Annotated in this window: 17 protein-coding genes; 11 read left to right on the top strand and 6 right to left on the bottom strand. The window is 65.8% G+C overall.

Annotation, left to right across the window (positions count from 1 at the left end):
- Nucleotides 1–554: DnaB-like helicase C-terminal domain-containing protein (locus EBS11_RS18435; protein WP_290605111.1), on the top strand; the 554-nt coding region annotated here is incomplete at its 5' end.
- Here the strand turns inward: EBS11_RS18435 and EBS11_RS18430 are convergent.
- Both EBS11_RS18430 and EBS11_RS18425 read right to left on the bottom strand, forming a co-directional pair.
- The gene (locus tag EBS11_RS18430) at nt 551–1933 is read right to left on the bottom strand and encodes a S41 family peptidase (RefSeq protein ID WP_290605110.1); all 1383 of its coding nucleotides are present in this window, start codon (nt 1931–1933) and stop codon (nt 551–553) included. The genes EBS11_RS18435 and EBS11_RS18430 overlap by 4 nt on opposite strands.
- Nucleotides 1934–2334: 401 nt before the next feature.
- Nucleotides 2335–2550, bottom strand: coding sequence for a hypothetical protein (locus EBS11_RS18425; RefSeq protein ID WP_290605109.1), 216 nt, complete (start codon nt 2548–2550; stop codon nt 2335–2337).
- Nucleotides 2551–2872: 322 nt separating this feature from the next.
- Between EBS11_RS18425 and EBS11_RS18420 the strand changes: the two genes are divergently transcribed.
- A complete protein-coding gene (locus EBS11_RS18420; RefSeq protein ID WP_290605107.1) occupies nt 2873–5797 on the top strand; it encodes an ImpA family metalloprotease in 2925 nt (974 codons plus the stop codon).
- A 92-nt stretch (nt 5798–5889) separates the two neighbouring features.
- Entirely contained in the window at nt 5890–6306 is a 417-nt protein-coding gene (locus EBS11_RS18415) for a hypothetical protein (RefSeq protein ID WP_290605106.1), read from the top strand.
- Between the two features lie 74 nt (nt 6307–6380).
- Here EBS11_RS18415 and EBS11_RS18410 read toward each other — a convergent pair whose 3' ends face one another.
- Nucleotides 6381–8246 (bottom strand): phytase, encoded by a 1866-nt coding sequence (locus EBS11_RS18410; protein ID WP_290605105.1) that lies wholly within the window; start codon nt 8244–8246, stop codon nt 6381–6383.
- Between the two features lie 17 nt (nt 8247–8263).
- Entirely contained in the window at nt 8264–10789 is a 2526-nt protein-coding gene (locus tag EBS11_RS18405) for a TonB-dependent receptor (protein WP_290605103.1), read from the bottom strand.
- A gap of 317 nt (nt 10790–11106) precedes the next feature.
- On the opposite strand from EBS11_RS18405, the gene EBS11_RS18400 reads away from it, so the two are divergent.
- The 6 genes from EBS11_RS18400 to EBS11_RS18375 all read left to right on the top strand — a co-directional run bounded on the left by EBS11_RS18400 (nt 11107) and on the right by EBS11_RS18375 (nt 18174).
- Complete coding sequence (locus tag EBS11_RS18400) at nt 11107–12015, top strand: GGDEF domain-containing protein (protein ID WP_290605102.1); 909 nt, start codon at nt 11107–11109, stop codon at nt 12013–12015.
- Nucleotides 12015–13040, top strand: a complete 1026-nt coding sequence (locus EBS11_RS18395; protein ID WP_290605101.1) for an AraC family transcriptional regulator — start codon at nt 12015–12017, stop codon at nt 13038–13040. The genes EBS11_RS18400 and EBS11_RS18395 overlap by 1 nt, the downstream gene beginning before the upstream one ends.
- 291 nt (nt 13041–13331) lie before the next feature.
- Nucleotides 13332–14726, top strand: coding sequence for a class I SAM-dependent methyltransferase (locus tag EBS11_RS18390; protein WP_290605099.1), 1395 nt, complete (start codon nt 13332–13334; stop codon nt 14724–14726).
- Nucleotides 14726–16069: a HAMP domain-containing sensor histidine kinase gene (locus EBS11_RS18385; protein WP_290605098.1), complete on the top strand. Its 1344-nt coding sequence runs from the start codon at nt 14726–14728 to the stop codon at nt 16067–16069. Before EBS11_RS18390 ends, EBS11_RS18385 begins: the two co-directional genes overlap by 1 nt.
- 1 nt (nt 16070) lies before the next feature.
- Nucleotides 16071–17168, top strand: a complete 1098-nt coding sequence (locus EBS11_RS18380; protein WP_290605097.1) for a hybrid sensor histidine kinase/response regulator — start codon at nt 16071–16073, stop codon at nt 17166–17168.
- Nucleotides 17161–18174: a response regulator gene (locus EBS11_RS18375; RefSeq protein ID WP_290605095.1), complete on the top strand. Its 1014-nt coding sequence runs from the start codon at nt 17161–17163 to the stop codon at nt 18172–18174. The genes EBS11_RS18380 and EBS11_RS18375 overlap by 8 nt, the downstream gene beginning before the upstream one ends.
- 31 nt (nt 18175–18205) lie before the next feature.
- On the opposite strand, the gene EBS11_RS18370 is transcribed toward EBS11_RS18375, so the two are convergent.
- Nucleotides 18206–18859: a TonB family protein gene (locus EBS11_RS18370; RefSeq protein WP_290605093.1), complete on the bottom strand. Its 654-nt coding sequence runs from the start codon at nt 18857–18859 to the stop codon at nt 18206–18208.
- A gap of 81 nt (nt 18860–18940) precedes the next feature.
- Complete coding sequence (locus EBS11_RS18365) at nt 18941–19468, bottom strand: SRPBCC family protein (protein WP_290605092.1); 528 nt, start codon at nt 19466–19468, stop codon at nt 18941–18943.
- Between the two features lie 205 nt (nt 19469–19673).
- Between EBS11_RS18365 and EBS11_RS18360 the strand changes: the two genes are divergently transcribed.
- Complete coding sequence (locus EBS11_RS18360) at nt 19674–20459, top strand: DNA/RNA non-specific endonuclease (RefSeq protein ID WP_290605090.1); 786 nt, start codon at nt 19674–19676, stop codon at nt 20457–20459.
- Between the two features lie 21 nt (nt 20460–20480).
- Nucleotides 20481–20735, top strand: coding sequence for a hypothetical protein (locus EBS11_RS18355; RefSeq protein WP_290605089.1), 255 nt, complete (start codon nt 20481–20483; stop codon nt 20733–20735).
- Nucleotides 20736–20788 lie beyond the last annotated feature (53 nt).

Below are 20788 nucleotides of genomic sequence, written 5' to 3'. Positions count from 1 at the left end.
TCCTCGATACGAAAAAGCCCGTCACGGGGCTGTCAACGGGCTTGTCGGACCTGGATTACTACACCCGTGGCCTCCATCCGGGCGCGTTGATCGTCTTGGCCGCCCGACCGGGGGCCGGGAAGTCCTCGCTGGCGTTGCAAATCGCGCTGGAAGCCGCCACGCAGGGGCCGGTGGCGTTCTTCAGCGTGGAGATGGGCCAGCAGGAACAGGCCCTTCGGGCGCTGGCAGATTGGCAAGTCGGGGAAATCTGGAGCGCAAGGTACCACCGTCGCGCGCCGATAGGGGGTACGCTGCCTGGCCGGCCTGTTCCTTCCGTCCGCCATGGCTTCGACAGGTATGGTCATCCGGAAGTGGTGCACCGCATCGACGAGTGGACCAGCGCCTCATTTTCCGTGTGGATGCCGGCACGGGACTGGCGACGTGGATTAAACCGGGTATTCCAGGCAAGATTTCTCCAGGCCTTGAGGTCTTATCGATGGAGCGGGCGTCAAGAGGGGGGATGTGCAAGGGATGCCGGCTCGCCGGCATTTCTTTCTGCATCGACCCGCTGCTAAAGCCTCAATGCCGCCCTGGCAGCGGCTTGCACGGCCGCGTCATCGTCCATGTCGACGTCGAGGACGATGTCGGGCACGAGGGCTTCGTTGTTTCCGCGCAGTCGGTTACGCCACACTTTCAGCGGCAGGAAGAGCAGATTCTTGCTGGGCAATTCTGCGTAGCCGACGTCGATATACACGGCGTCGCCGCTGGTGGTCTGGCCCAGGTGGACGGCGCCGGGCACCTGGAGAACAAGGTCGGCAAAATCCAGGCAGGCACTGACGCAATTCGAATCGGTAATCAGGGCGATGCCGCCCTGGAAGCGGCGCAGGCGGCCGTGGCGCCGGGCGATATCCTCGCGCGTCAGGCGCTGGCCGCCTTCCTGCTCCACCCATGGCTGTCCTGCCGCCCGTGCCGATCTGAATGCGGCAAGACGCTCTGCCGCCTCCTGTGCCTGCGTGCTTTCGGCGCCATAGAGGCGCACGAGATGCGCCTGCGTGCGCTCGGCCGTCGCGATGGCGGTATCGGAAACGCGCCACTGCGCATAGGTGCGGGGCAAGGCCGCCATGTCGCTCCTGTCGAATTCCAGCCCGCCCGTCGCCGCCTCGAAGAGGCGATCTCCTACGCCGCTGTCGCCGCCCGCATTGCCCCGGCTATCGAAAATGATTTGCCGCACGTCCCTGGTCGCCGACAGCGCCGTCAGCATCGATGCCAGCGCCTCCGCGCCATCCTCGTTCACATTGAAATTGGCGGCGCGTATCCACAGGACGCCATTGTCGAGGGTAAATTCATTGACGCGCCGTCGCTGTTCCCTGTTCTGCATGATGATCTGGAAGTACTGCCTGGAATTGACGGCTGTATAACGGATGTCCAGGTCCGTGATCTTGCCATCCGGCGCTTCAAAGCGGCATCGTTTCAACTCCTCGCCCGCCAGCGGGAGTGTCATCAACCCGCCGGCCAGGCTGTCCGTGACGGCGGGAAAATCACGCCGGTCCACATACGGCGCGACAAATTCCTTGATGAGCAGTGCGGGGGCGCGCCCGTCGCATTCAATGAGCCTGGCGCCTTGTTGCGGCAGGGGGCTTGCCCATTCCTTGGCGACGGCGGTCACCACATAGTGTCCTTTTTCCTTGCGCAGCCGCCAGCCGTTAATCAGGATGGGGTAATCGCGGCGACGCGCATTATCGGAATAGGCAAAATGGCCATCCAGAAAGCCAGTGACATAGAAACGCACGGCGGACATTGCCGTATCGTACGTGACGACCTTGGGAATTAATGCCAGCGCCTGCTGATAGCCCGTCGTCATCCAGTCGCGAAAGGCGGGATTGCCGTCGTCGATACTGCCCGGATGCGTGGAAAGAACGAGCGCCTGCACGGCCGCCAGGTCGCTGCGCGCCATGGCTTGCCAGCGCAGCGCGGGATTTTCCGGTGGCGCGGCCTTATCCGGTGTTTCTGCCGCATTTAAAAAGGCGCACGCGGTGCTGAGAATAAAAAGGCAGCAGATATTCTTTTTCATCGGACGGATATAAGGAAATGGCGCAGCATTATGCAATGCCTGATGCGGGCCGGATGACGGCAGCCGGTATTATCCAAAAAGTATAGCATGTTTATATTTTGAAAATATCATGCGGGGTCAGGAAAATTGATTGACGGCGCAGATTTATTGCGGCGCAGGCGAGAAACGTGATGGGACGCGGCGGATTTGTCCGCTCCCTGGCCCTGGCGGCAGGCGCGCACGAGGCGCAGGACCGGCCGCAGCAGGCGTGACAGTTTGTCGGGCCAGGCGTAAATCGCTGTATTTCAGGCAAGATCACGAGCCATTTTATTAATTCCCGTATTTATTTGCCATTTGCTTGATGTTTTTAATAATGAGAAATGCCTATTTCCGCCGCACCCCTGCGTGATTGCCTTTCCCGTCAAATGGCCGGCCCGCGCACGCGACGTTTTTTTATTGGACTGGCAGAAGAAGAATATGAGAAAATAGAAAAATAAGGCAATTTGTACAATGATTTCCATAGTCCATATTTTATTGCGTATTCATTATCTGATTATCTTTCTTGATAATGATGCGCGCGGCAATATGGGCGGGGTGTGCACGCTCCTGGATTGTCAAGTGCAATGGAAAATATGGCAAGCAAGATGATTTTTATGCCATCGCTGCCTGAACGGCGGAATGGGAAGGGGCGCTGTCCTGCAAAAGCGTCACATGCTCCACGCTGCCATGCCTTGTTCTGAAACGATAAAAAACCAATAAATCCATGCAGCCGGCATGGGCAGCATCGTAGGTCAGCGACCTGCCTGTCCATCGCCGGTTCAAGCATCCATTCGGGAAGACTCAATGAAACAAATTCTCAGGCCAGTCATGGTCTTGGCCATGCTGTCCGCGCTCGCCGCTTGCGGCGGCGGTGGCACGTCCGACGGCGGCGCGACCAATGGCGGCAGTGTTGGCAGCGGCGGCGGCGGCGCCGGCAGCGGGGGCGGCAATGCGACGCTCCCGGGCAATGGCGGCGGGGACAGTGCCGGCGGCACCGGCGGCGCAGGCAGTGGCGGCACGGGCGGCAGCGATACGGGCACCGGCAGCGATAACGGCGGCGGCACGGGCGGCACGGGCACGGGCGGCGACGCGACTGGCAATGCCGCGGCCCTGCGCATCGGCGCCGCCCTGGCCAGCGGCGATCCGGCCGGCCTGCAAGGCGCGGATGCCGCCAGCCTGCTGGAGCAGGCCATCGCCGAGGCGGGCCGCAAGAACGCGGGCCACCAGGAAGCGCTGCGCTCCATCTACGGCACTGGCGGCGAGGGCCTCAGCCTGGCGCTGAACGTCGGCACCAGCACCAGCGCCATCATCGGCGTGCTGGCGTCGACGACGGCGACGCCGTACATCGTGTCGGACAGCGGCGCCGGCATCGCGGCACTGAGCCATGACGGCGCCGGGCGCGGCATGGCGTATGGCGCCGACGTGCTGCAGTGGATGGCGGGCACGAGCAAGGAACAGCAGCACTATCCCCAGTTCCTGCGCGCCTTCACGTGGCTGATGACGGGGTCGGGCAGCGGCAGCCTGCCGGCTACGATCCGGTATGCCAGCGCCGGCTACACGGCGTCCTCCGTGAAGAACTTCATCACGCGCACGGGCAGAACGCCGGCGGCCGTCGATTGCGCTATCGCCGACAGCAGCAACACGTGCTGGGTGAATGCCGACCTCATCGTCTTTGGCGGCAGCGTGCCGGCCAGCGCGGGCTTGACCGCGCTGGTGCAGAAATACCTGGCCGCCGGCAAGGCCGTCATCTATATGCACCCGAACTGGACGCAATCGGCGGGCGGCATCCAGGTGCTGGCGGCCATGGGCATGACCCTGGGCGGCTATCCGGGCAATTACTATGCGGCCACCAGCGGCGTGTCGGTCTCGGCCAGCCGCACGGTGGCGCAGTCGCTGGCGGCGTCCGACAAGCTGGGCGCCCTCGTGAGTTCCCTGGGCCTGCTGCGGCAAGCCACCTTGTCGCTGGATTTGAGCAGCGACAGCACGCCCGCCGCCCCCTTCAAGACCATGCTGAACGAACTGGCGGCCATCAATGGCGCGGGCGTCAACATCTTTGCCGGCGACGGCAACTACCTGCTGCACCGCCTGCTGGTGCTGTGGGCCGATACGCAGCGCAGCGCGATTACGTACGGCAATATCAGCCGCAGCGCCGCCGTGCCCTTCCTGTGCACCTATGCGAGCGACGCCTTCCTGTGGTTCGCGCGCGGCGCCACCACGGCGGCGACGGGCGGGCAGGGCGACTACATGCCGGCCACGGCCTTGACGCTGGTGCCGGGCAGCGACTGGGAAGAGATCCAGGTGACCCTGCCGCAGACGAGCGGCATCACCCTGATCGGCCGCGGCGCCGTGCCGGCCAGGGGCGTGCAGGTCGAAGTGCTCGAAAGCGCCGGCGCGGCCAGCCTGGGCATCCAGACCAGCTACCTGCGCAGCTGGGGCAATCCGCTCACGGACGCGGCCAACACCTATGCGCGCCCGCTGCAGCCGCAATCGTTTACCGTGCCCCTGGGCAGCGGCATCCGCGCATTCGTCACGCCGAACGGCGGCCCGCTGATGCTCAGCTACAGCGGCGCGACGGCCGACACGGTGGTCAGGCTGCGCATCAAGGGCGCGGTGCGCTATGCGCACTTCGACTACACGCGCAGCATGAGCAGCAGCGACGTGGCGCTGGCATCGGCGGCCCTGAAGGCGGGCACGTTCGGCTGGCAGACGACGAAGGTGTCTGGCGGCGAGATCCAGCAAGTCATCAAGTTTGCGCAAAAGGTGATCGGCGACACGGCGCCGGAGGCCTACGCCAACCAGTCCATCCGCGATGGCCTCTTCATGAGCAACCATATCGCCAACGGCTACAACGATGCCGGCATGACGGCCACCGTCAGCAGCCTGTGCGGCAGCTTTGCGTGGACCTGCGACGGCAGCGTGCACAAGCAGCCGCTGGTGCAGCACTTCGTCGGCTGGATCGCCACCTGCGGCTTCCTGTGTTCGGGCAACCCGATCGATGGCGCGGCGGGCATTGACCTGGGCTGGGGCTATGCCCATGAAATGGGACACAACACGGTGCAGCGCGTCATGCGCATCATGCCCGACGGCACGCATGGCTGCGGCGTGGAGTGCGACAACAACATCCTGGCCAGCGCCACGGCGCTGCGCGTGTACGACCTGGCCGGCCTGGAGATCAGCAGCGGGCATCCGCTCGACCATCCGGGCCTGTACGCGGCCGTGGCGGCCAACCGCGCCACGGGACTGGCGGACGATGCGCTGGTGGCCGACATGCAAAAGCGCGTGTGGACGGACAGCGGGCAGGACGTCATGCGCGCCGTGCACTTCCAGCTGGCCTTCCAGTTCACCCGCTACCGCAGCGGCCTGGCCGCGCCCACCATGCCGTCCACCCTGGACTACTTCAGCCTGCTGACCAAGGGCGACCGCCTCGTGGCCAAGGATTTCAGCGCCGCCACGGCCGCCCGCTACGGCATGGGGCGCTATGCCACGAACAGCATCAGCAACCACGACTTGCTGTACGTGCTGAGCTCGAAGATCATCGGCCGCGATATGCGCAAGCTGTTCTGGATGTACGGCATCGCGCCGAGCGCCGATGCGCTCAATTCGGTGGCCGACCTGGGCTTGCCGCTGGCGCCGCGCAGCTACTACGCGTTGCCGAAAGGCAAGCACAACCAGCTTGCGGCGGGCAAGTGGCTGGACGTGGAGAGCGGCATGCCCGCCTGGCCCTATTGAGGCCAGCACGGCCCCGGCCCGGCCGCGCCATGGCGGGGCGGCCGGGTTTGCTATGATCGCCGCTGGCGTGGCTCAACGAGGAGAAGCAGGGCATGGACATATTCAGTATCGGCGGCACCCATTTTGCAGTGGATGGGGCCAAATCGCGCATCCGCCTGGCGGCGCAGGACGACGGCATGCTGGAGCTGGATATCGATATCCACGGCGATGACGACGTCTTCATGCGCCTGACGGAAGCGGAAGAGGGAGAGTGGTCGTGGGCGCTGTATCCGCCCGTCTTTTTCCTGCACGGCCTGCGCCTGGCGCCAGGCGCGCTGGCCGGCGGGTCGCCGGGGCGGCATGACGATGCGCAGGAAGCGGGCATCTACATGATGCAATACCGCGACATCGCCGCCCTCGACATCGTGGCATTGTCGGCGCGGCGCGTGGCCATCTCGGGCCTGGTGGATTTCGACGGCAAGCAATTGCCGTTTCATGTGGACGTGACGCGCAGCGGGCCGGCTGCCTAGGCTGCCGCGCCGCCGCGCCAGGGCAGGCGGGGCGGGGCTGATGACGACAGGTCATCGTTGCCGCCCGCTCCCGCTTACTCCAGCTGCAGGGCCTTCGCCACCGCCTCCCATGCGACATACTTGAAGTTCTGCGGGCCGTCCGGCAGGCGCTTGTAGCCGTCCTGGATTACCAGCATGCCCTGCGCATACGCGCCGCCCAGGTTGGCGGACGTGACGTCCAGGCCATCCGTCTCCGACGTGCCGTCTATGCCGGCCGGCAAGTTAAATCCCACCTTGAAGCGGCCGCGCAGCTTGTACGGCGCGGCGGCGTCGAGCACGACGTAGCTGCTGTCGCCCTGGCTGGAAACGACCAGGTAGCCCGTGTTGGCCGCGCTGCCGGCCTTGCGGTAGATGGCCATGCCTTCCACGTCGGCCGTCAGGTGCGGTCCCACCGGCAAGACCATGGACAGGGCGTCCGGCCTGGCGGCATCGGCCGAGGTGGTCCACACGCCGCGCCTTTCCTCGCCCAGAAATAAACGGGCGTTGGCATCGTCGGCCACGCAGCCTTCTGGTTGCGTGGCCACCTGGAAGCTGCGCAAGAGGCTGGCCGTGAACTTGTCGCCGTCCAGGCCTATCCGGTAGTGCTGGAAGGTGCCGTCCTTGTCGTTGATGAACGCTTCCACGCCGCCGCCGGCCGGCTGGTACAGGCACATGCCGTAGATGCTCTTCAGCCCCGTAGGGAAGCGGCCCGCTTCCGCCACCACGCCTTCGGCATTGATCGTGAACAACATCATGCTGTTGTCGTCGCGCTGCGTGGCGACGGCCAGGTCGACCTTGCCGCCGCCCAGGCGGATGTGCTGGCGCACGTCGACGTTGTTCAGGCGACCCACTTCCAGCAGCTGCGTCTGCTTGCCCTGCAGGTCGTAGACGAGCAAGCCCTGTTTCTTGTTGGTGCCGAGGATGCGCGACGCCGCCGGATCGCTGGCCAGCCAGATGGCCGGGTCGTCGGCCGCGTCTCCCTGGCGCGCCATCGGCTCCGTCTGGGCTTGCGGCGCGATGATGGCCACAGCAGGCAGCGTTTCCGCTTGGCCAGCCCACTTCAGGGGCCGCGCCTGCCAGCCATTCTTGCCGCGCAGCAACAGCGCATCCTTGTCCAGCGCCAGCTGGCTTTCGCCCTTGCGCACCTGCAGGGACACGGTCTGTGGCGGCCGGGCCGTCCACTTGCCATCCTGGCGCGCCAGCAGATGCAGCTTTTCCGCCTTGCCGTCGAGCACGGCCACGCCGCCCGGCAGCACGGCCAGGGCGCCGGCGCCGCCGTCCAGCTGGCCATATGGCTTGCGCAGGGCGACCACCTCGCGCTGGCCCATGCCTTCGGACTCCGCGTCATACGCCCACACGCCCATGCTCGATTCGCTCACCAGCAGGCGCCGGGCGCCATCGTCGGCGCGGCAATGCTTGGCGTGCGGCGGCAGGGCCAGCCTGCGCACCAGCAGCCGCTGCTCGCCCTGCATCACCCACTGTTCCGCCTGGCCATCCTTGCCGATCAAGAAGAGATGGTCTAGCTGCTGGGCGTCGCGGTACAGGCAGGACGCTTCCACGGAAAAGCCCGGCACGGGAAACGGCGCCAGCTTGAGCAGCTTGCCGGCCTGCACGTCGACGGCGACGGGCAGCGGGCGCTGCGTATCCGCTTCCAGGAAGACGGCCAGCACCTTGCCGCCATCGATGCGCGTGTCGAGCTGCTTGGCGCGCACGGCGATGCGGTCCTGCTCCTGGCCGGCCGCATTGAACAGGCGCAAGCCATGCTTGTCCAGGCTCAGCCAGCCGCCGCCGGGCAGGCGCGCCAGTTCCTCGGCCTCCTGCGTGAAGGCGGGCGCGGCGGTGACGGCGGCCGGGGCGGCGCTTGCCAGGCCGGGCAGGGAAAAGGCAGCCAGCAAGGCGCTGCAGAGTACGGTTTTTTTCATAGTAGTTACGATCATCATTAGAAGGCGCTGGCTTTCAGGCTCACTTTAAACGTGCGGCCGTATTGTTCGTTCTGCACGTTGTATTGCTTCGTGCCCTGGTAAACATAGTATTTTTCGTTGTTCAGGTTTGCCGCCTCGAACGTCACCTGGAACTGCTTGCTGATCTGGTAGGACAGCGAGAAATCGAGCTGCTTCTGGCTGTCGACGATGTGGTCCTGGCCGCGGTCGAGGATGTCGCCGCCCATTTCCAGCAGGTACGGCGACTTGTAGTTGAGGGCCAGGCGGGCGCTGACGGGTCCCGTTTCATAGCCCAGCATCAAGTTCATCACCTGGTTCGACTGGCCCGGCAGGCGGATGTCGCGGTTCATCTGTTTATTGCTCGCCTTGTCGAAGCGGCCGATCTGCGCGCTCGAGGTGCTCAGGGTGCCGTTCACGCCGACGAGGAACTTGTTGAAGGGCGCCGGCAGCATGCGCAGCGGCTGCATGTAGGCCAGTTCGATGCCCTTGACTTTCGCCGTGTCGCCGTTCGCATACGACGTCGCCGTCGTGTAGTTCGCCCACTGGCCCGTGCCGGCCAGGTTGGTCGTGTAGGTGAAATTCTTGATGTCCTTGTAGAAACCGTAGGCCGACATCACGCCGTCGTTGCCCAGCACGCGCTCGATGCCCAGATCCAGGTTGTTCGCCTTCAGCGGCTTCAGGTCCGGGTTGCCGATCACGGCTTCCGTGTTGCTGGCCAGGCTGATGCCGGGCGCCAGCTGGCTGAAGTTGGCGCGCACCACGGCTTGCGTCCAGGCCGCCCGCACGCTGGTATGCCGGTCCAGGTCATAGCGGGTCTGCAGGTTGGGCAGCCAGTTGGTGTATGAGCGTTCGCGCGTCAATGGCGTGGCCACGCCCGCGCTGTCCACCTGCGAGCCGGCCGCTTCGAAACTGGTGCGCTCGGCGCGCACGCCGCCGAGGATGTGCCAGGCGTCGAAGTCGTAGCTGTTCTGCACGTACATGGCGTTGATGTCTTCATGCATGCGGTAATCGTTGATGACGGATTCCGTGGCCAGGCGCGCCTTGTCGCGGTCCAGGCCCGCCACGCGGGCGCGGATGAGGGCAGGGTCCAGCGCCACGCCGATGTTGCCCAGGTCGTAGTCGAGGTTGTGGCCCTGCACGAAGGCGCTCATCGAGGTGGCACCGGCGCCCCAGTAATTGCCGCTCGTGGCCTTGCTGCTGTTGTAGGCCCATTGATCCGTGTCATTGCTCTTTTCGCGGCGGCTGACCTTGGCGCCGAATTTCAGGGTGGCGATGTCGAACTTGTGCGCCAGGTCGATGCGCGCATGGTGTTCATTGTCCTTCGAGTAGCGCTTTTGCAGGGTGATGGCGTTCAGGGCGTAGCTGGCCGGATCGTACAGCGCGGCCGGGCCGCTCAGTTTCGGCTCCTGCGTATCCGTGAAGCTGATGCCGGCAAAATTGCTGATGCCGCGGAAACGGCCGTCGTTCAGGGATTCCGGCGTGTCTTCCGTGGCGCGGCTCATGCCGCCTTTCACGTCCAGGGTCCAGTCGCCCGATTTCTGCTGCGTGCCCAGTACCAGCGAGCGCACCTGCTGCGTGTACTTGCGCTGGCGGATGCGGCGCTCGGCGCGGGCGCTGGCCGTCTCGCCCTCGGCCAGGCTGCCGCCCGTGATGTTGCTGATGGTCAAGCGGTCGCGCACTTCATTGTCGGAAAATTCGCTGACAAACGAGCGCAGAAACCAGCTGTTGCCCGCTTCGGGACGGTAATCGAGGTTGACGGCCAGGGCGCCGCGCTTGCGCACGGGCAGGTAGTCGCGCAATTCCAGGCTGGACAGGCGGCCCTTGCTCCACGAACCGCCCGTTTCCACGTCGTCGGAGCCGAAGGAGCGCTTTTCCGCGCTCAGGCCGGCCGCCACACCCAGCTTGCCATCAAGAAAGCGCTGGGCCCACAGGGCGCCGCCGCTGGGGCTGGTCTTGCCCGTTTTCTCATCATGGCTGGCGCCCACGTTGGCCGACAGCAGCTTGCCCGGCAAGTCGAAGGCCGACAGCGATTTCACCTCGACGGTGGCGCCCAGCGAGTTGGCATCCATTTCCGGGAGCAAGGTTTTCGAGACTTCCAGCGTGCGGATCAGGCCGGCAGGCAGGATGTCCAGGGCCACGGCGCGGCGGCCCGCTTCCGGCGACGGCACCAGCGCGCCATTGATGGTGACGGCATTCAGGTCCGGACCCAGACCGCGCACGGTGATGTAGCGCCCTTCGCCCTGGTCGCGCTGCACGGACACGCCCGGCAGGCGGGCCAGGGCTTCGGCCGCGTTCTTGTCGGGCAATCCGCCGATATCGTCGCTGCTGATGACGCTGATGATGTTGTCGGCTTTCTCTTGCGCGGCGATGGCGTTGCGCAGGCTGGCGCGCTGGCCGCTGACGACGACGGTGGCGGCCGCCTGGCCGTCCTCCTGCGCGTGCGCCTGGCTGGCGCCGCCGAAGGCGGCCATGACGGCCAGGGCCAGGGCCGTCAGGCGCAGCGGGGAGGGGAAGGAAGTGTGCATGGTTTTCATGGTGGACTCGGTGAGGGAGGAAGGAACCGGGCGGATTCTAGGCAGCAAATATGACGGTTGCGTGACAGATAAGTTCTTGCCGTCTTGAAAACAGCGGCGCGCAGGCACTTTCCTGCTGGAAAGGCGCGGCGGTGAGCTGAAATGACCTGCCGCCTGCGGGCGCACGGGGCGCCGGGCCGCGGCTTTGCAGGATGATAAGTAGCAATGTTGAGCCGTTTGCACCTGTCACCGGCCCGCGGGGCGTGTCATCGTGCCGTCATGGGCGGGCGCTATCGTGGCGTCAGCACCACTTTTAAAGGTTTTCCCCCATGCTGCCATTGCACCGTAACAGCCTGATCGCCGCCGCGCTGGCGCTGCCCCTGTTCTTTTTCCTGTACGCCACTTTCGGCCATGCGAAACCGTTCGCCATCTGGAAATGGATGGACATCGTCTGCGAAGGCGGCACGGCCGTCATGGCCGGCGTGTGGTTTCTGTTTACCCTCAGCAGCCGGCCCCGCGGCCGGGTGACGAGCCTGATCGCCGGCGGCCTGTGCGCCATCATGCTGGGTTCCTGGGCCGACTGCCTCGATGAATTCTTCGCCGTCGACAAGCAGGAAGTGTGGGACAACTGGCTGGAAGCCCTGATTCCCTTCGGCATGCTGGTGCTGACCATCGGCATGTATTACTGGCGCCAGGAACAGTTCCGCCTCAACGAACACCTGCAAAAGCGCGAGCGCCTGTTCCGCGACCACCGCGCCTTCGACCGCATCACGCAGCTGGCCGACGCCAGCTACCTGCGCACGCAGATGCGCCTGGAGCAGGAGCGCCGCCCGGGCTTCGATTGCGCGCTGGTCCTGCTCGACATCGACAGCTTTCACCTGATTAACCGCGAGCATGGCCACCGCGAAGGCGACCGCGTGCTGCAGGCCGTGGGCCACATGCTGCTGCTGAACTTGCGCAATGACGACTTGCTGTGCCGCTACGCGGGCGACCGCTTTGCCGTGCTGATGCCGGGCGTGTCGCGCGAGGATGCGGCGACGCAGGCACGCCACCTGTGCGCCATGGTGGGGCAGATGCGGCATCACGCCAACGACAACCGCGAAATCCGCCTGAGCCTGCGCCATGCCTGCGCGCTGACGGATGGCGTGCCGGAAGTGGTGCTGGCCGAGCTGAGCCGGGAGGTGGAAGCGCCCGGCCGCGGCGCCGGGCCGGCTCCCCGCGCCGCCGCGCCCGCCTGATGCCGCTGCTCCAGCAGGGCGATCCCGGCATCGCGGCGCGGCACCAGCCGGCGCTGGTGCTCGACTATGCGCGCAGCCGCGAGCTGGCGACGGCGCCGCTGCTCAAGGGCACGGGCCTGGACGACGGCGCGCTGCCGTCCGAGGAAAGCCAGGTCAGCGCCGCGCAATACCTGCAGCTGCTGGCCAACGTGGCGCGCGGCCTGGGCAGTGCTGACACGAGCTTCATGCTGGGCCAGCAGATGCTGCCCGGGCACTACGGCGCCGTCAGCCATGCCTTGCTGCAGGCGCAGAACCTGCGCCAGGCCCTGGGCATCCTGTGCGAATTCCATACCTTGCTGTGTCCGCTGCTGCAGCCGCGCCTGCGCGAGGCGGGCGACATGCACGTGCTGTACTGGGTCGATGCCTTCGGCGCGCCCAGCCAGCTGCCTTTCCTGGTGGAAATGCACATGACGGCGCTGGCGGCCATGTGCCGCTGGCTGGCCGGGGAAACCCTGCCGTGGCGCTTCTGCTTCAACCGGGCGCGGCCCCGCCACGTGGAGCAGCACGAAGTCCACCTGGGCCACGCCTTGCGCTTCGACTGCCAGGTCGATGCCATGCTCATCGACACGGCCTGGCTGGACCGGCCCTGGCCGCGCGGCAATGCCACGGCCGCCGCGCTGGCCCTGCGGGCGGCGGCCCTGGCGCCCGTGCCCGCCGCCAGCCTGCTCGGTGCGCTGTACGACTACCTGCTGGCGCACATCCGCTGCGCGCCCACCCTGGAGCGCACGGCGCAGGATTTCGGCGTCAGTCCCGCCACCTTCAAGCGCCACCTGGCGCGCCATGGCACGCATTTCCAGGCCGAGCTGGACCAGGTGCGCGCACACAAGGCCATCTACCTGTTCCAGGCGCATGGCTACGACAATGACGCCGTGGCCGCCTATCTCGGCTTTCATGATGCCACCAACTTCCGTCGCTCGTTCAAGCGCTGGACGGGGCAGACGCCGCAGTTGCTGCGTCATGCGCTGGCCCTGTTCGTGGCGGGATGACGGCGCCTTTCCGCGTCCGTCGGGGCGGCGTTGCGCGCCAGCGCCAGGGCAAGTCGTTCCAGAGGGAACAATTGCCCGTTCTGCTACATCCATAGTACACTCGATGAGAGAGCGAACAGACGCGCTTTGAGGCGGTCCGGCATGCGTGGCGTCACACGACGCCGCAACGCCGCCATATCGATGGTGGGCCGGCGGCAAACGACCGGTTTGCCTTGCCTTAACCCAGCCTGGCAGCTGGCGCCCCCAACACACTGGCGCGCCGGAAGCCGGGCAACTTGATAATGCTCAATCGTGTATTCACAATCGCAAATCGATCCAGTCGTCAGTTTCCGCAACACCCAGGGTGAGGCGGTGCGCGGCACGATTTTCAACTTGCAGCGCAATTCGCTGGTGATGGAAATCTACAATCCATACTCGATTGTGCAGGTCAGCGAGGTGCTCAACGAGCTGACGGTGCGCATGGGGGCGAAGAATGCCTACGTCGGCAAGGCCGTCGTCATCAGCAGCGTCAACACGGGCCTGACGGCCATCGTTTCCGTGACCCTGATCGACGAGTGGCGCGAACTGAGCGACGTGGTGGTGGTCAAGGGCGCGGTGGCGAAAGAGTCCAGCGCCTTCGTGGCGGGCTGGGGCGAGCGCTTCCGCATCCGCCGCGACTACCAGATCGTCGTCAACGAAATGCGCGCCTTCCTGTCGGAAGTGGCGCGCTGGGTCGAGCAGGTCGACCTGTCGGATTCGCTGCCGAAGGAAAATGGCCGCCTGCGCGCGGACATCTTCGACGAGCTGGCCCTGCCGCTGATGGAGCAGACCCAGCTGTACTTGCGCCAGCTCGAGGCGGAAGCCTCGCTCGTCGAGGAAGAGCGGGCGCCGGCCCACCGCGCATTTGCCCAGGCGGCCCTGCATCCGTTGATCCTGCGCGCACCCTTCGTCTTCCGCACGTTTACAAAACCGCTGGGCTACGCGGGCGACTACCAGATGGTCAACCAGCTGCTGGATGATCCGCGCCAGGGCCCCAGCACGTATTTTCAGATCGTCAATGCGGCCTTTTTGCAGGCCGCCGTCGCCACGGCGCACCGCAACCGCATCGATATCCTGACGGAATTCCTGGCGCAGAAGGCGGCCGCGGCGCGGGCGGCGGGGCGCGTGTACAAGGTGCTCAACGTGGGCTGCGGCCCTGCCATCGAAGTGCAGCGTTTCCTGGAAACGTGCGCGGACGCGCAGTGGCTGGCCTTCGAGCTGGTCGACTTCAGCAGCGAGACCCTGGACTGGACGCGCGCGCGCCTGGCCAGCATCATGCAGCGCACGGGGCGCGTGGTGGAGATCGATTACGTGCATGACTCCGTGCACAACCTGCTCAAGCGCCGCCACGGCTCGGGCGCCACGGGCTTGCCCGGCAGTTTTGACGCCGTGTATTGCGCCGGCCTGTTCGACTACCTGTCCGACAAGGTGTGCGCGCGCCTGCTGCTGCACTTCGCCTCGCGCGTGGGGCCGGGCGGACGACTGCTCGTCACCAACGTGCATGTGGACAATCCCGGCAAGTTCGGCATGGAGCATTTGCTGGAATGGCATTTGATCTACCGCAATGAAGCGGGCCTGTCGGCCTTGCTGCCCGAACATGCGACGGAGCACCATATCTATGTCGACGCCACGGGCGTGAACGTGTTTGCGGAAGTGAGCATTCCTTGATGGATAACCCGGGCCTGCAGGCCGGCTACTCGGCCGTTTTGCGCGATTTCCGCCTGGAGTTCAGCCGCGGCGGGGCCTACACGGGCATCGTCCTCATCCTGCTGGGCATGGGCCTCGATTCGGCCCTGTATCCGGACATGCAGTCGGCCTTCACCAGCGCCCGCATCCTCGTTTCCGTGCTGATCTTTTGCGTCGTGCTGGGCATGCGCACGCAGTGGGCGCAGGACCGCATCCAGGGTCTGACCTTCGTCTGGCTGATCCTGCCGCAGATCATGATCGCCTGGATGATCGCCGTCACCGAGGGCGCCGCCTCGATCTATTACGTGGGCATGACCCTGGCCATCTATTCCTCGGGCATCGTGCTGGCCTTCGGCCTGTGGCAGAACATGGTCTTCGGCGCCATGTCCTGCCTGCTGTACGTGGCCGCCTGCGCCTGGCATGCGGGCGGCCTGGACCTGCAGGCGGCGTTCGTCGTCAATTGCCTGTTCCTCATCATGTCGGCCAGCATCAGCGCCGTGTTTACCTATTTTAACGAGCGTGCCCGCTTCATGCTGTTCCAGCTGAAGGCGGAAGTGGCGCTGAAGAACACGCAGCTGGAAGAAACCAACAAAAGCCTGGCCGATATCAAGGGGCAGATGCTGCAGCAGGAGAAAATGGCGGCCATCGGCACCCTGGCGGCGGGCATGCTGCACGAGGTGAACAACCCCGTGAATTTCTGCATGATGGCCATCGAGGTGGCCATCGAGGACCCGGCGGCCAAGCAAAGCGCCCTCGTCAGTGAATGCCTGGCCGACGCCAAGCAGGGCATGCTGCGCGTGCAGCACATCGTCTCGGACTTGAAGACCTTTGCCTACCGCAAGAGCGGCAACCAGCTGGAAAAAGGCCACTTCCAGTTCCGCAGCGCGCTCGAGGCGGCCATCCGCCTCGTCGGCCATGAAACGAAGAATGTCGCCATCAGCCACGACTTGCCCGTCGACACCCTGGTGCGCGGCGACGAGGCGGCCATCGTGGGTGTGCTGATCAACCTGCTGGGCAATGCCGTGTTGTCCATGCGCAAGGGCAATGCGCCGCCGTTCGAAATCCGCATCACGGCCCACTGGGACGACGACCGCCTGCGCATCAGCGTGCGCGACAACGGCCCCGGCATCGCCCCGGAAAACCTGGCGCGCGTGTTCGAACCCTTCTTCACTACGCGCGAAGTGGGGCAGGGGCTGGGCCTGGGACTGAGCATCAGCTATGGCGTGATCGAGCGCCACGGCGGCACGCTCAGCGCCGAAAGCGTGCTGGGCGAATGGGCCAGCATGAACTTCGACTTGCAGCGCTCGGATTGGGAGGGCCGCTAGCATGGACAGCGATAGCCGCGCCAGCGTGCTGTACGTGGACGACGAAGTCCTCGCCTGCAAGTATTTCGAGCGGGCCTTCGCCGTGCGCTACCGCGTGCTGACGGCGCAGAGCGTCGATGCGGCGCTGGCCCTGCTGGCGGACGGCGCCGCGCACATCGACGTGCTCGTCACCGATTACCGCATGCCGGACCGCCTGGGCAGCGAACTGCTGCAGGAAGTGGCGCAGCGCCATCCGCACATCGTCTGCATGCTCGTCACCGCGTATGCGGACAAGGACGTGTTGCTCGAACTGATCAATGGCGGCACCGTGTTCCGCCTGCTGGAAAAGCCGCTCGACATGGCCGCCATGCAGACGGCGCTGCAGCTGGCCGTGCAGACGGGCCGCGAGCGGGCCGCGCGGCGCCAGGGCCTGGTGGCGATGGAAGAGTCGCTGGCCTTCCTCGCGCATGAGCTGAACACGCCGCTGGCCGCCATCGCCAACTTTGCGCGCGGCATCGAACGGCGCGCCCGGTCCGTGGGCGGGCCGCAGGCCGAGATCGGCGAAGCGGCCGCCTTGATGCACGACAATGCGCGCTATTGTCTGTCCGTGCTGGCCAGCTTCGTCGACACGGTGCGCCTGGCCAGCGCCGCGCCGGGCATGCAGGGCGGGCGCCGCGCCGGCAGCGCGCGCCAGCTGCTGGCCGGCTTGCTCGACAGCTATCCCTTGAGCGCGGCCCAGCGCGCCGCCATCACCGTCGAGGATGGCGACGACTTCGCCATCGCCGAGTCGCCCAATTGCGTGGCGCTGATCCTGTCGTCCGTGCTGGGCAATGCCTTGCGGTCGGCCGGCGAACAGCCCCAGGCGGCGATCGGCATCCGCATCGGCGCCGGCCACATCGAGGTGCGCGACAATGGCGCGGGCATCGCCCCGGACATCGTCGCCCAGCTGCTGATCGACCCCGTCAATGCCGGCAGCAGCGACGGCAAGGGCTGGGGCATGGTGTTTTGCCACCGCATGATGCAATCGTTCGGCGGCAGCCTCGATATCGCCACCGAGTTTGGCAGTTCCACCACGGTAACACTGAATTTTCCAGTCCATATAAGGAACGAGCATGATTGACGCCAATCTGCGTTTACCGGCTCAGCGTGAGCCGGCGCAAGGCTTGCCGACGATACTCTATGTCGATGACGAGGCCAACGCCCTCAAATACTTCCAGCGCGCCATCGCGCCGCTGGCCGACGTGTTGACGGCCACGTCCGTCGAGGAGGGCAAGCGCATCCTCGACGAACACGCGGACCGCATCGCCGTGCTCGTGTCCGACCAGCGCATGCCGGGCGCCTACGGCAACGAGCTGCTGTCGTACGCCTGGGACCGCCACCCGCATATCGTGCGCATCCTGACCACCGCGTATTCGGAGCTGGAACACACGGTGGAAGCCGTCAACCAGGGGCAGATCCACCGCTACATCCAGAAGCCGTGGGATATCGCGGCCCTGCGCATGGAGCTCAAGCAGGCGCTGGAACTGGCGCGGCTGCGCAACGAGCACGCGCAGCTGCTGCGCGAAAAGCTGATGGTGCGCCAGCGGCAAGCCATCGCCAACCGCATCGGCAGCCTGTACGCCCTGTGCGCCAGCCTGGCGGGCCCGGAACAGCAGCTGCCCGTGGAAGCGTACCTGTCGGCGGCCCTGACGGCCGGCGTCACGCCGCCCGAACCGGACTGGCTGCTGATGGATTATGCCGACCTGGTCAGCTCGGAAGCCTTCCGCAGCACGGCCTTCGGCGCCGCCGTGCGCCAGCAGCTCGACGGGCTCGAGCGCGAGCACCCGGGGCGCGGCGTGGAACAGGTCATCGACATGCTGTCGCCCGTGTTCGGGCCGGCGCTGCAAAACCAGGGCGGCACGGCGCTGTTCCTCGACGGGCGCCTACTGACGGAGTTCCTGGAAACGCCCACCACCACGCCCGTGTCGGCCATCCATTCGTTCTGGCTGGCCAGCCTGCTGTGGCTGGCGCGGCGCGGCTGGTCCTTGCAACTGAGCAAAGGGGAGCAGGGTTTGCAGGGCAAGCTGGCGCAGGCCGAGCCGGCCCTCACGCCCGACCACCTGGCGGCGTGGATCGAGCAGTTCTGAGCCTGGCCCCGGCCTGCTGGGACTGGGGCGGTCAGCTGCCTGGGGCCAGCTGCCAGGCGTAGCGCGTGCGCGCCCATTGCTGCAGCGGCACGCCGTCCTGCAGGGCGGGCGCGAAGCGGCAGGCGCCGAGGGCGGCGCGGGCCGCCTCGTCCAGCTGCGGATGGCCGCTGCTGCGTTCGAGTCGCGATGCCTGCACCACGCCATCGGTGCCGATCAGCAAAGCCAGCTGCGTCGTGCCTTGTGCGCCCTGGGCCTTGGCGGCGGCCGGATAGTCGGCAGGGGCACAGTGGCGCAGGTCCAGGCTGGCGATGCGCACGCCGGCGTTGCCGTTGACCAGCACCGGCGTCGCCGGCGCGGCCTGCATGCGCACGGGCAGGGTGACCCATGCCTTGCTTGGCTTGCCATGCACGCGATAGGACTGGAAGCGGCAGCGCAGCACCATCGCGCGCGCCGCCTCGTCGAGGGCCGCATGGCCGCTGCTGCGCAGCAGCCGTGTTTCTTCGATGTCGCCCGCTTCGTTCAACAGCAGGCCCAGCTGCGCCGTGCCTGCCTGCGGCGTGGCCGTGGCGGGCAGCACCACGTCCGGGCAGCGCGGCGGCGCCATGCCCTCGCCGGCATGGACGCCGGCGGCGGCCGTGAGCAGCATGGTGGCCAGCAGGCGGCCGGGGAGGGGGATGCGGGTCAAGGCGGTGCTGCCAGGGAAAACAGGGCCGCGCGGGCCCTGTCGGTGCATGCAGGGGGCCGCGCAGCGGCGACCGTGCGCATGCTAGCGTTCCGCCGCCGTCTTGAGGTTGTTCAAGCCTTTTTCGAAATCCTTGCCGATCATGCGGTCCATGCTGACGAAGACCGTCATGACCTTGCTCACGTACGGGCTGGGACCCGTCATGGTCCAGTTGACCTTCGTGCCATCGCCATCGGGCGTCATGCTGAAGGTGGTGGTGTTATGGCTTTCGAACGGTTTCAGGAAATCGAGCTTGATGACAGTGCGCTCGGGCTGGGCCGCTTCCGTGATTTCCATGCGGCCGGCGCCGACCTTGTCATTGCCTTGCCATGCATACTGGGCGCCCAGGCCGCTGGCGGGACCCGTGAACGTGCGGCGCATGCCCGGGTCGAGCTTTTCCCACGGCGACCAGGCGGCCCAGTAGTGGAAGTCCGTGATCAGGCCGGCGATTTTCTCGGGCGGGGCCTTGATGGTGATTTCGCGCTGGACACTGAACGTGTCGGGCTTGGTGGTGGCATAGCCGAGGATGGCGGCGACGACGACGACGATCAGCAGCAGGGTTTTTTTGATCATATGCTCTCCAAATATTGAATGGTCGATGCGAACAAATCAGGACAATCTTAGCAGATAAGAATGCCTTTGCGCGAGCCGTCGGGCTTTATTTGCGCCATGTCGCCTGCGGGCCGCGCGCCGCCCCGCGCGGGCGCGCACGGCAGGTTTGTGACGGGGGCCGGCGTCCGCTAGAATGCTGGCCTGCAAAGATTTCAATTAGGGAAATATGATTCAACGAACGATCGCCGGGCTGACCCTGGCGTGCGGCCTGCTGGCTTCGGCCTTTGCCGCGAACCTGGCGCAGGCCGCCGCCTGTCCCGCCCATTACGTCGATGGCCGCAAGCCGGAAATCACCAACCCCAAGCTGGACGTGGCGACGCAGGAACTGTGCTACAACGTGTTTGGCGTGATGCATTCGGGTATCACGCGCACGCCCCTGTGGTCGGCCGAGCATTTGACGGCGGACAATCTGGAAGCGGCGCAGGACCTGTCGCGCGAAAACTCCTTCCATGCGGAACGCAAGCTGCCCGCCGCCCAGCGCGCCGAACTGGCCGATTATGCCCGCAGCGGCTTCGACCGCGGCCACATGGCGCCGAACGGCGACATGCCGGACCGCCAGAGCCAGCGCGACAGCTTTACCTTGGCCAACATGGTGCCGCAGGACGCGCGCAACAACCGCTACGTGTGGGCCGGCATCGAAGGCGCCGTGCGCAAGATGGCGAAGAAGGAAGGCGACCTGTACGTGATCACGGGACCGGCCTTCATCGGCGGCAACCTGCGCAAGGTGGGCCGGGTGATCGTGCCCAGCCATCTGTACAAGGCCGTGTACAGCCCGCGCCAGCGTGCCGGGGCCGCGTATTTCATCGAAAACGTGGACACCAAGACGTATGAGGTACTGAGCATTGCGCAACTGGAAGACAGGATCGGCATCGATCTGTTACCGTCGCTGACGCGGCAGCAGAAGCTGCGCATGCTGAGTTTGCCCAAGGTCAATAGCAAGGCCAGGAAATAAACCCACTTGAAAGGACACTGTATGTGCGCAAAGAAATTCGTTCCCTACGCCAATGAAAGCGATGTGCTCGACATCGGCGGCCTGACCATCGAAAACCGCGTCGACCGCATCAGCATCAGCGGCGACATCGACCTGACCCTGGACAAGCCGGGCCTGGCGCTGGCCAAACAGCTGCAAACGCTGCTCGCCGACGTCGTGGCGCAGCTGGAAAAGCGGGACCTGCCGGCGCAGCTGCCGCCGCCCGTCGTGACGTCGGTGGCCAATCCCTTCGAGTAAGGCCCGCAACGCCCGGCAAACCGCGCGCCTATGCGCTGCGGCCGAAAGCACGG

The organism is Janthinobacterium sp. (assembly GCF_009923995.1).
Lineage (GTDB): Bacteria > Pseudomonadota > Gammaproteobacteria > Burkholderiales > Burkholderiaceae_D > Janthinobacterium.
This window is presented reverse-complemented; position numbering and strand designations above follow the sequence as displayed.